The 10,399-nt window shown below is 45.9% G+C and carries 11 protein-coding genes and 1 tRNA gene; 5 read left to right on the top strand and 7 right to left on the bottom strand.

What is annotated here, in order from left to right; all coding sequences use genetic code 11:
* Positions 1-1,356: GAF domain-containing protein (locus C7B77_RS14705; protein ID WP_106306084.1), on the bottom strand; the 1,356-nt coding region annotated here is incomplete at its 3' end.
* 448 nt (positions 1,357-1,804) lie between these two features.
* Positions 1,805-2,614: an SDR family NAD(P)-dependent oxidoreductase gene (locus tag C7B77_RS14695; RefSeq protein ID WP_106306093.1), complete on the bottom strand. Its 810-nt coding sequence runs from the start codon at positions 2,612-2,614 to the stop codon at positions 1,805-1,807.
* Between the two features lie 625 nt (positions 2,615-3,239).
* On the opposite strand from C7B77_RS14695, the gene C7B77_RS14690 reads away from it, so the two are divergent.
* Both C7B77_RS14690 and C7B77_RS14685 read left to right on the top strand, forming a co-directional pair.
* On the top strand, positions 3,240-4,631 hold the full coding sequence (locus C7B77_RS14690; RefSeq protein WP_106306090.1) for an NAD-dependent malic enzyme: 1,392 nt from the start codon (positions 3,240-3,242) through the stop codon (positions 4,629-4,631).
* Between the two features lie 297 nt (positions 4,632-4,928).
* The gene (locus C7B77_RS14685) at positions 4,929-5,153 is read left to right on the top strand and encodes a ferredoxin-thioredoxin reductase variable chain (RefSeq protein WP_106306078.1); all 225 of its coding nucleotides are present in this window, start codon (positions 4,929-4,931) and stop codon (positions 5,151-5,153) included.
* Between the two features lie 164 nt (positions 5,154-5,317).
* Here C7B77_RS14685 and C7B77_RS14680 read toward each other — a convergent pair whose 3' ends face one another.
* The 3 genes from C7B77_RS14680 to C7B77_RS30030 all read right to left on the bottom strand — a co-directional run bounded on the left by C7B77_RS14680 (position 5,318) and on the right by C7B77_RS30030 (position 7,493).
* Positions 5,318-6,424 (bottom strand): glycosyltransferase family 4 protein, encoded by a 1,107-nt coding sequence (locus C7B77_RS14680; RefSeq protein ID WP_342761358.1) that lies wholly within the window; start codon positions 6,422-6,424, stop codon positions 5,318-5,320.
* A gap of 103 nt (positions 6,425-6,527) precedes the next feature.
* Positions 6,528-7,103 carry a hypothetical protein gene (locus tag C7B77_RS14675; RefSeq protein ID WP_146138331.1) on the bottom strand — a complete coding sequence of 192 codons (576 nt, stop codon included), beginning with the start codon at positions 7,101-7,103 and terminating at the stop codon, positions 6,528-6,530.
* A 249-nt stretch (positions 7,104-7,352) separates the two neighbouring features.
* On the bottom strand, positions 7,353-7,493 hold the full coding sequence (locus C7B77_RS30030; protein ID WP_181243870.1) for a hypothetical protein: 141 nt from the start codon (positions 7,491-7,493) through the stop codon (positions 7,353-7,355).
* Between the two features lie 129 nt (positions 7,494-7,622).
* On the opposite strand from C7B77_RS30030, the gene C7B77_RS14670 reads away from it, so the two are divergent.
* The gene (locus tag C7B77_RS14670) at positions 7,623-8,309 is read left to right on the top strand and encodes a response regulator transcription factor (protein ID WP_015158165.1); all 687 of its coding nucleotides are present in this window, start codon (positions 7,623-7,625) and stop codon (positions 8,307-8,309) included.
* A 206-nt stretch (positions 8,310-8,515) separates the two neighbouring features.
* Here C7B77_RS14670 and C7B77_RS14665 read toward each other — a convergent pair.
* Positions 8,516-8,587, bottom strand: a tRNA-Thr gene (locus C7B77_RS14665).
* Positions 8,588-8,644: 57 nt separating this feature from the next.
* Between C7B77_RS14665 and C7B77_RS14660 the strand changes: the two genes are divergently transcribed.
* On the top strand, positions 8,645-8,914 hold the full coding sequence (locus tag C7B77_RS14660) for a DUF3493 domain-containing protein (protein WP_106306069.1): 270 nt from the start codon (positions 8,645-8,647) through the stop codon (positions 8,912-8,914).
* Positions 8,915-9,075: 161 nt separating this feature from the next.
* Here C7B77_RS14660 and C7B77_RS14655 read toward each other — a convergent pair whose 3' ends face one another.
* On the bottom strand, positions 9,076-9,393 hold the full coding sequence (locus C7B77_RS14655) for a thioredoxin family protein (RefSeq protein ID WP_106306087.1): 318 nt from the start codon (positions 9,391-9,393) through the stop codon (positions 9,076-9,078).
* A gap of 319 nt (positions 9,394-9,712) precedes the next feature.
* Between C7B77_RS14655 and C7B77_RS14650 the strand changes: the two genes are divergently transcribed.
* Positions 9,713-10,399: FAD-dependent oxidoreductase (locus C7B77_RS14650; RefSeq protein WP_181243869.1), on the top strand; the 687-nt coding region annotated here is incomplete at its 3' end.

The raw sequence follows: 10,399 nt of genomic DNA, 5'->3' as shown, positions 1-10,399 counted from the left end.
TTTATACACCTTAATTGCCGAATCGATCGCGGTTTCTAGTTCGGCTATATTGGATTGCAGCGAGAGCGTACCCATGGTGGCTGATTCGGTATTGCTCTGCAATTTTTTAGCAATAATTCGGATGAGATTGATATCTTCGCTCGAAAACTTTTGAGTCAGAGAAAGTACCTCATGACTGAGCAATCGCATCAGATGTTTGGCTTCGTCTAAGGTTTGAACGGAGCTGGTGAGTGACTCTTTCACATGTTGGATTTGAGTATCTGCATTAGTAATGGTTTCTTTGACCAAACCAGCACGCTTGAGTGAAGATTTCATCGCGACTATTTCTTCTTGGAAATGGGATTTTGTAAAAGCTAAGCCAGCTTGAAAGGCCATGTTCCTAAGCAAATCTACTTCTACGTCCAGCCAGTTACGATAATTAAAGCATTGATGCACTACTAACAATCCAAATAACTCATTTTGACTGCCGATAATCGGGACTGAAATACTAGCTTTGACTGCAATTTTTACTAAGTTATCGACAAAATATTCGCGAATACCAGCTTGATGGATGTTGTCGATCGACATAACGCCACCATGTTGATATTTATCGATATAATCTGGTTCAAAACAGGGATCTTCGATCGTGATGCCCCTAATTGGTGCTAATGCAGGTAATGTCGATTCGGCTACTACCCTACCTGTATTCGGTCGATCGAATGCGTAGACGATGGCCCGATCGGCCTTTAAAATAGTTTGAGCTTGAGTAGTGGCAATTTGCAACACTTCAGCACGAGTCGTTCCCTGATGAATTTTTTGGCTGGCGGCTGATAATAAATCATTGTAATCGCGTTGTCGATCGAGCGATAATTGAATGCGCTGACACTCCGACCACCTCACGGCATTATCTAATGCCCAACCTATTTGCATCGCCATCTGTGCGGCGAGGGTAATTTCTTCTGGTTTCCAAGCTCTAGGATGGGAGCATTGATGCACGATTAATAAGCCATATAGCTCACCACCTGGTAACAATACTGGCACTACCAAGTTAGCTTTAACGGCTAGTTTGTCTAGCATCTCGACATAACAAGATGTAATCTTAGCTTCACGGACATTTTCGATCGTGGTAATTTTGCCCTGACGATAGATATCGATATGTCGTGCTTGAAAACAAGGATCGTCGATCGTGGTTTCAAACGCTCGCGGAAACCCTAAATTCACCGATTCGGCGACAACCTGACACATACTCTGCGGTTGTAAACTAAAGATTAATGCTCGATCGCAGTTGAGTGCTTGTTTGACGCTTTCAACACTGGCGTGGAGTATATCTTCTGCTCGCGAGCAATCGTGAATTTTAGAGATGAGGTTGGTAAACATAGTTATTGCAAAAAAGATCGGAATGGCTAAAGGGCAACTATCCTACAAGATCGATTGGGAAGAATTAGTTATTTTTTATACATTATGTTGGATCGGTAGTTGAGTCATTGATGGTGTTGCAAACACACAATGCCCGACATTTCGATCTCGATTACAGCTATGTATCTTCGATCGATCATAACTCATTCTAATTTGTTCGCTCAGTATAATCGCGTAGCTTTTGCTAGTAATGTTACTGAGTAAATTATCGCTCTAAACCGCCATTCTCGATAATTTTGCGGCCAAAAAAAGGCATCTGGATGCTCGATCGCACGACTATGGGAAAAGGTAACTAAAAAGTATGTTTTTCGTAGCATTTCACCCAAAATCGTGCCGAGGTATCCTTGGCACGATTTCGAGCGACGATCGGGGGAATAGAGCAACTAGATCGTTGCCACCGATTGAGTTGCTAACCTCTGACTCCCAGTCTCAGCCAAGAATTATTCCGGCTGGGGAGTGGAGCCGCAAGCTGGATCGCACGTTCGACTAGGCGAGGGACTAGATAATTACCCCAGACTGCCAAATAACTTTGCCAACCGATGATAATTTCGCGATCGTTGCGCTCGATCCCTCGGATGAGAGCCTGTGCTACGCGTTGGGGAGACATTGGCAAGATGCCCCAAAATAATTGCAGATCTCGCACCATATCCGTATCCGTAAGGGTAGGTAACAGTGATATTACCCGGACGTTGTGACTGGCCAATTCGCCCCGTAAGGCTTGGGTAAAACCGAGAATTGCAAATTTAGTCGCTGAATACGTAGACATTGTTGGAGCGGCTACCTTGCCCATCAGACTGGCTACATTGACGATCGTGCCTTCGCGCTGAGATACCATTCGCCGTGCAATGAGACGGGTGATGGTATACATGCCGAGCAAATTGATTTCGATCTCTTCTTGGACATCAGGTAATTTCGACTGTAGAAACGGAGCTTGATGAGCCACACCCGCGCAATTTACGAGTAAATGAATTTGCCCATAATCTCGCCATGCTTGAGAGACAACCACATTGACGCGGACGCGATCTGTCAGATCGACTACTAGGGGAATTACCTCTACGCCCATAGCTTCAATGTCGAGCGCAATTTCTGCGAGTCGTCGTTCGTTACGTGCCAACAATAAGAGTCGCGTAACGCCATGTTTGGCTAGTTCAAAAGCAATCGCTTGGCCGATGCCTCGCGATGCCCCAGTTACGAGGGCTGTTTTTCCTTGGATCTTCACGTTCAAAACCTCCGGGGTTAAAATCTGGCAGCAAATCGAGCACCAATCCGTCCATGCGGACATGGAGATCGATGTTCTAGCTATTTGGATGGAACTTAAAATCACGATCGCGATTTTCGATCGTGTCTGGTAAATAATGTCAAAAAGCTGTTGGCGATCGTGGCGAGGTGAGACACTAGTAAAGCTCAGTCTCATTGGGGATAGCCTCTTCCGATCGAGCAGTGGCTAGAATGTAGCGATCGATCGACAAAACATGGAATACCTCTAGTTAATACAAGCAGTGGAAATGTAGCGCATTCTATAAACACACATTATCAACTAAGACAAGTATTCGCAACATTTGTTCGCAAACTCTTAGGAATGTGACATATCTCTACATAATTCTCAGGGATCGCGATCGCAGCTATTTTAGCTGTAATATGGTAAGAGATTGCTTTTGTAGTCAAGGTCGAGTCGTTGAGTCACAATTATTTCTGAGAAGACGCGATTTTGATGAGAGGCGTGGTTTGCCACAATGTTGCGCTTCAAAACTAGAAACCTCCTCGCTAATTCGACGATTGCGGATCGATTCCTAGCGCGAACCTTTATAATTAAGGCTGCTAGTTGTGGACGCGTCAAAACTGAGATGGTAAATTTAAATCCTACTTCTTCCTTTAGTATTTCCATGCACTTGGAAGTGCCCAATCGATCGGGTATGCTGGCGAGTATCGCTCAGGGTATCGCTTCTGTCGGGGGCAATATCAGCACCTTAGATATTACCGAGCAAACACGGGTGCTATCGCGAATCGATGTGACTGTAGATGCGACTAGTACAGAGCATGGCGACCAAATTGTTGAAGTTGTCAAGTCGATTCCGGAAGTCCGACTGACGAGTACTTTCGATCGCACCATGCAACTCCATCGCGGCGGTAAAATTCGGATGGAGAGCAAGATTCCCCTCACCCGTCAGTCGGATTTGGCGATGGCATATACACCAGGTGTCGGACGCGTCTGTATGGCTATTGCCCAAGAACCAGAAAGAGTTTACGAGCTAACGATTAAGTGTAATACAGTCGCGATCGTCAGCGACGGTAGCGCGGTATTAGGATTGGGTAATTTAGGTGCCGCTGCTTCGATGCCTGTGATGGAAGGCAAAGCAATGTTATTTAAAGAATTTGCCGGACTCGATGCGTTCCCGATTTGTTTGGATACGCAAGATACCGAAGAAATCATCAAAACTGTCAAACATCTGGCACCAGTATTTGGTGGTATCAATCTCGAAGATATTGCCGCACCGCGTTGTTTTGAAATCGAAGCGCGATTGCGAGCCGAATTAGATATTCCCGTATTTCATGACGACCAACATGGTACCGCGATCGTCACCCTTGCGGCTTTATTAAACTCGCTCAAATTAGTCAAAAAGTCTCTCGATACTGTCAAAATTACCATTAATGGTGCGGGTGCAGCGGGCATCGCGATCGCCAAGTTATTTATGACGGCGGGTGTCAAACATATCTGTATCTGCGATTCCAAAGGTATTCTATCTACCGATCGTACCGATTTAAATCCAGAGAAACAAGAATTTGCCGTCGCGCAAACTGGAACGCTCGCCGATGCGATGGTAGGTGCAGATGTCTTCTTAGGCGTCAGCGCGCCGGGAGTCGTCACGCCAGAAATGGTGAAATCGATGGCTAAAGATGCGATCGTGTTTGCAATGGCCAATCCGATTCCGGAAATTCAACCGGAATTAATTACTAATGATGTGGCGGTAATGGCAACCGGACGTAGTGATTATCCCAATCAAATCAATAACGTGCTCGCTTTTCCTGGCGTCTTCCGAGGCGCGATCGACTGTCGTGCCAATCAGATTACCATCAACATGTGCTTAGAAGCCGCTAAAGCGATCGCTTCACTCATCAATCCCAACGAACTCAATCGCGAGTACATCGTCCCCTCTGTCTTCGACAAGCGCGTTGCCACCGCTGTTGCTTCTGCGGTGCAAAAAGCTGCCAGAGAGGAAGGGATTGCTAAGTATTAAGTTAGGGCATAGGGAATAGGGAATCAACCATTACCCATTCCCCTTTACCCTTTACCCTTTACCCCACAAAAACATAGTTTGTCGAAAGCACTGTCTCTTGGCTTGTATCGTTTCCCATCGAGATCGATCGAGACATCAGCTAATTATGAGAGAATAGGAACTCATCACTTAATCTTTGACGATCGAGGTAAGTTGAGCGATCGAATATTCGATTCGTTGGCGTAGCCTCTCGGCAAGAGAATCGACTCACAGAGACAGCACTTTATCAATTTTCAGTAACTGAGGTTTTTAAAAAACATGCAAGTAGGCGATCGCGTTCGTGTCAAAACATCGGTAGTTATCTATCATCACCCCAAGCATCGCGGCCAAGCTGTCGATATTCTCAACCAAGAAGGCACGATCGATAAGATTGCTACTGAATGGAAAGGTCGCCCTATCAGTGCCAATTTCCCGCTGATTGTCAAGTTCGATAATGACAAGCTGCGCGCACACATGCGCGAAGATGAGCTAGAAGTCATTTAATTTTGAGTTCGCGGTTTTATAGCAACCGCCAAGTCTGTTAGGACAATTCAACCATTACTGCAACACCCCCGACTTCTCGAAGAAGCGGCTCGCGCTCGGCGGGTTTCCCGCCGGTATAGCGAGACAAGACAGTCGGGGGTGTGTCCTAGCACTTATGACGACTGCTATATCAATCGATTCTCTCGCCTAGCGGCTAAACCAGCGAACCAATTTTCCATCACAGTGCCCCACGCCGATTGCGAGAAGACTGTTTCGGCGGCATGACGACAGTTAGCTCGATCGATTTCATCCAATCGCTCGATCGCGCGCACCAAGCCATCTACACTGTCTGGTTCGACCAAAAACCCCGTTTCACCATCGGTAATGATTTCCGCAGGCCCCCCGCGCCGATAAGCGATGACTGGGACGCCGCAGGCAAAGCTCTCGATCGCTACATTTCCGAATGCTTCGACCCAACGCGGTGTCATTAACATTCCTTTACACGATCGGAGAGCTTGTTGTAGCTCATGAGTGGGTAAAAATCCCAAATATTCGATCGGTGCGTGGGGATACTCGCTTTGAATTTGCGCCCAATATTCTGGATCTTGAATTTTGCCCATAATTTTGAGCTTCATCCCCGTCCGCTCGGCGGCGGCGACAGCATCTTCAAGAGCCTTTTCAGGCGAGATTCTGCCCAACCAAGCCAGAGTATCCTCAGGAGTGTCGCAGTACTCATAGATAGCCGGATCTACGCCACTACCGCCGACGATACAACATCGATCGCCAAAACTAAAAGTCTCGGCTTGAGTGCGCGTACATACGCCGATCGTACCAGGGAAATCGATCGCCACGCGTTCGATCGCTAAATCGATCGCGGCGATTTGCGAACCCATACTGACGAAATGCGCGATCGGTCGATCGAAAAACGGGGTGAGATAGAATGGCAACCAATCGAAAGCCGTATTAAAAATAATGTCATAATCGTGTTGGATCGTTCTGGCTTTTGCCCACATATTCGCCAGTACTGGATCTCCAGGCATAATAATTGCTGCCGCCTGTTCCTGAGTTTGAGCGGTGAGTTGGAGTTCGCCTGGGATTTGAATAATCGCCAGATCGCCTAAGCTAGAATCCGCAGGGGCGATAATCTCGATCGAATGTCCGCGAGATTGCAGTTCGCAGGCGAGATTGGCGATCGTTAGTTCTACACCTCCCCCTAAACCAGAACCTAAAGCACCCACAGGCGTAGAGAGAATGAGAATTTTGAGTGAAGATGTGGAGGAAGAGATATTCAAAAGACAAACAGAGCGATGGACGCTCTCGATCTTACAACGATTTCTCGAAAGGAGGCGATTCGAGATGTGAGGTTACCAAGCGAGATCGAACCTCACAATTGCGCTATGACTGCTGAGTTTTACCCTGTCTGAGATAATGCCTAAATGCCTGCTTGGTATCGGGATCGAGTAGACTCCAGATGCCTAAAGTTCCTGAGAAAAAGAACACGATACTAGATACATAGGAGATCGAGACGAATAGAGCCAACCACCACGCCCAAGTTTTGAGCTGACGCAGATGATAAATTAAGACTTCTAATAACATTCCGATGCCAAATATACCCACGCCCACCCACAAACTATGCAGGAAATTCTGCCAATTCAGTGCTGTTATTTTACCGTCAGATATAGTAGTTAAAATCCCAAAGGGATTGCGTAAAATTAACACCAGAAAAATATACAAATAAATCGTAAAGCTGACATTCCAGCGTAAGCGTTTTAGCTTATGCCAACAGGCAATAATGCCCACAATCCCGACAATGGCCAACGCATCAAACCAGAAATTTAGATTGGGATGCGGAATCTTCGTGCTACCACTATTGTACACAAACATGAGGATCAGCATACTGATGGGTACAGAGCGCAAACTCCAGATCGAGACCATCAGTGATGTCGGAATTGACGTATTTGTGAGGAGCATCAATTTAAATAATTAATTGAGTAATAAAATCCGAGTCCTACTAAATCTACTAGAGATAGCAGAGGAGATCGTTAATAAATACTAGCAAGATTCATTCGCTTGTCGATAACAAACAATGCCAACTAATCGAATTTTATCGACTATCGATAGGTGCTAAAATCACAATTATTAACATCTAATTCTGTTAGAAATGCGGACAAATTTTAAAACTCGTTTGTCTTTTACTATCATAGCAAATACCCCTAAAATTCAATCGGCCAAAGTACTGACACCGAACGCGTTGGCGTTCGCGTAGCGTCTGCCTTCGCAGAAGCCTACCGTAGATAATAGACAGTGCAGCTTGAGATTGAAATCGATCGCAGATCGCCTAAAATTAGAAGATAAAAGCATCTAAAAACGATCGGTGACTGTTTTGCTATTGCTGAATGCGACGATCGATCCTGGGTAGGACTCACATTAAACCCTGCAAGTTTTGCTAAAGTGAGAAGTACAGACAGCAAGGGCATAGGAACGCAAATAATGGCAGGTAAACTTTTACTGGTAGATGATGAACCGGGATTGCGCGAAGCAGTGCAAGCATATCTCGAAGATAGTGGCTATGTCGTACAAGTGGCAAGTAGTGCCAAAGATGCTTGGGAGCTATTACAACAACAGTTACCCGACTTAGTTATTTCTGACGTGATGATGCCCCAGGTAGATGGCTATCAGTTTCTCAAACAAATGCGCGACGACGATCGATTTAAAGCCACACCTGTAATTTTCTTAACCGCTAGAGGCATGAAAGCAGATCGGATTGCTGGCTATCAAGCTGGTGTCGATGCCTATCTCTCCAAACCATTCGACCCAGACGAGCTGATCGCGATCGTCCAAAACCTGCTAGAGCGCAGGACTGTAGCGGTAGCCGCTTCCCAAAATCCTGAAATGGAAGGCATCGCCAAACAAATTGCCGCCGAATTGCGGGGGATGCTCAATCCTACCAGTGGCATCGTTAAAACACCACCCCCAATCCGGATCGATCTGACACCCCGCGAGCAAAGCGTCCTCGATTTAGTTGCGGCTGGGTTGATGAATAAGGAAATTGCCAAGCAATTAGAAACCAGCGTCCGCAATGTCGAAAAGTATGTCAGTCGCCTATTTGGCAAAACAGGCACCAATAGTCGTACCGAGCTAGTGCGGTACGCACTCGAACATGGGTTGACTAATTAATTCAGGTTGCTAACTATGAATCTCAGCGGTTAAAAACCGCTGCTCGGAATGCAAAGTCCGCCTCTGTGCGAACTTTGCAACGGAATAATCTGGATTTTTACAGTACATCTGCACCTAGATAAGTTAGGATATTAGTTACTTAATTCGCCGTAGTTCGAGATACTTTGCAAATAGCGACATTTAATGTGCGAATGTACATCTGACTAAGCCGATGATGGGATTTGAACCCACGACCAATTGATTACGAATCAACTACTCTACCACTGAGCCACATCGGCAGGATTGGGAAAACTCGATCTCCCCAAACAATCATTATAAATTGACTTGAGAACAAAATGACAGAATTACAGCCAAAACCAAAACCCGACTCGATCGATCCCGAACTTTGGCGTCGGCTCCAGGCAGAGGCAAAATCGCCATTTAGAGGCTTGCGTCAGTTTGTATATGTCAGTTGTGCGATTTCTGGTGCCGTTGGTGGGTTGGTATTCTTCTTCAAGCTACTCGCAGGTAGAGATTTGGAAGCCACAATCCCCAATCTTGGCATTCAGGTTGGTGTCGTCGCCTTAATGGTATTCCTCTTGCGAATCGATCGAGCCAAAGATTAATGTTGTCTATCGAGTTAGAATCTAGTTTGGTAGATCTGTAGGTTGGGTAGCGGATGGAATCGCGCTGAGGTCTCCTCAGCGTGCGTTCCACCAAGCAGAGCAAAGCGAAACCCAACAGCCTCAGCTCTTATAGAGCAAGTTTTAATAATTGAAAAGGTCTTTTATAATAACTTTTCTACAGCTAGACTGAACTCTTCATAGGACTTAACTCCCACGATCGTTTCAATTTTTTCACCAGACTTAAAGTAGATGACAGCGGGGATGTTTCTAATCCCCAAACTTTTGGCTAAGGCTCGATTTGGCTCGACATCTAGCTTGAGAATTTGAGCGCGATCTCCATACTCCGCCGACAATCGATCGATTAATGGTGCCACTAATTTACAGGGGCCACACCAAGTAGCTGTACAATCTACTACCAATACATTTGCCGATCCTAACAAAGAATTAAATTCTGCTTCATCTTTAATAAATTCAGCCATTTTTGTCTCGAATATCTCCAAATTAATAGCATCAGTTTGACCGATCTTACCACGTTCCTTATATATTCAATTTAATACCGATCTTTGACTTCGCTATATTTATTCAATTTTAGACAAGCGAATATCTACTAGAAAATGCCGGACAATCTGTGCTGCTTTTGGATAATATCTGCTAACTTTGTTGGGTAAGATAATCTTGCCGATCGATAATTCGATCGCTTATTCCCGTTCGTGTAGCCTTCTGGCGGAAATCGATCCTTTACAAGGGCGATCGGTCGGAGGGAAAATAGAGAGTCAGCATCAACGAGGATAAAGTGAAGTGAGTCAAGAATTTGACTATGATTTGGTAATTATCGGCGCGGGTGTAGGCGGACATGGTGCCGCGCTCCACGCTGTCAGTTGCGGTCTCAAGACGGCAATTATCGAAGCGGGAGATATGGGTGGTACCTGTGTCAATCGCGGTTGTATCCCCTCTAAGGCTCTACTCGCCGCTTCGGGTAGAGTCCGCGAAATGCGGAACGCTCACCATCTCAAGGCGATGGGGATTCAGGTAGATAATGTAAATTTCGATCGCGAGGGCATTGCCGCTCATGCTAGCAATCTCGTCGCGAAGCTGCGCGGTGACTTAACAAATAGCCTCACGCGTCTGAATGTCGAAGTGATTCGCGGCTGGGGTAAAGTTGTCGCCAGTCAGAAAATTAGCGTGACGACACCTGAAGGCGAGAAAATTATTACAGCCAAAGATGTGATGATTTCGTCTGGTTCGATTCCCTTCGTACCTCCAGGAATAGAAGTCGATGGCAAGACGGTATTTACTAGCGACGATGCGATTAAATTAGAAACACTGCCCCAGTGGATCGCAATTATCGGTAGCGGCTACATCGGCTTGGAATTTTCTGATGTCTATACCGCATTGGGTTCGGAAGTGACGATGATTGAATTTTTCGACCAATTGATGCCGGGATTCGATACCGATATCGCCAAACTTGCCAAACGGATTTTAATC

The organism is Chamaesiphon polymorphus CCALA 037 (genome assembly GCF_003003845.1).
GTDB classification, from domain to species: domain Bacteria; phylum Cyanobacteriota; class Cyanobacteriia; order Cyanobacteriales; family Chamaesiphonaceae; genus Chamaesiphon; species Chamaesiphon polymorphus.
Note: the sequence above shows the minus strand (reverse complement) of the source record. Positions and strands in the feature narration are given on the sequence as shown.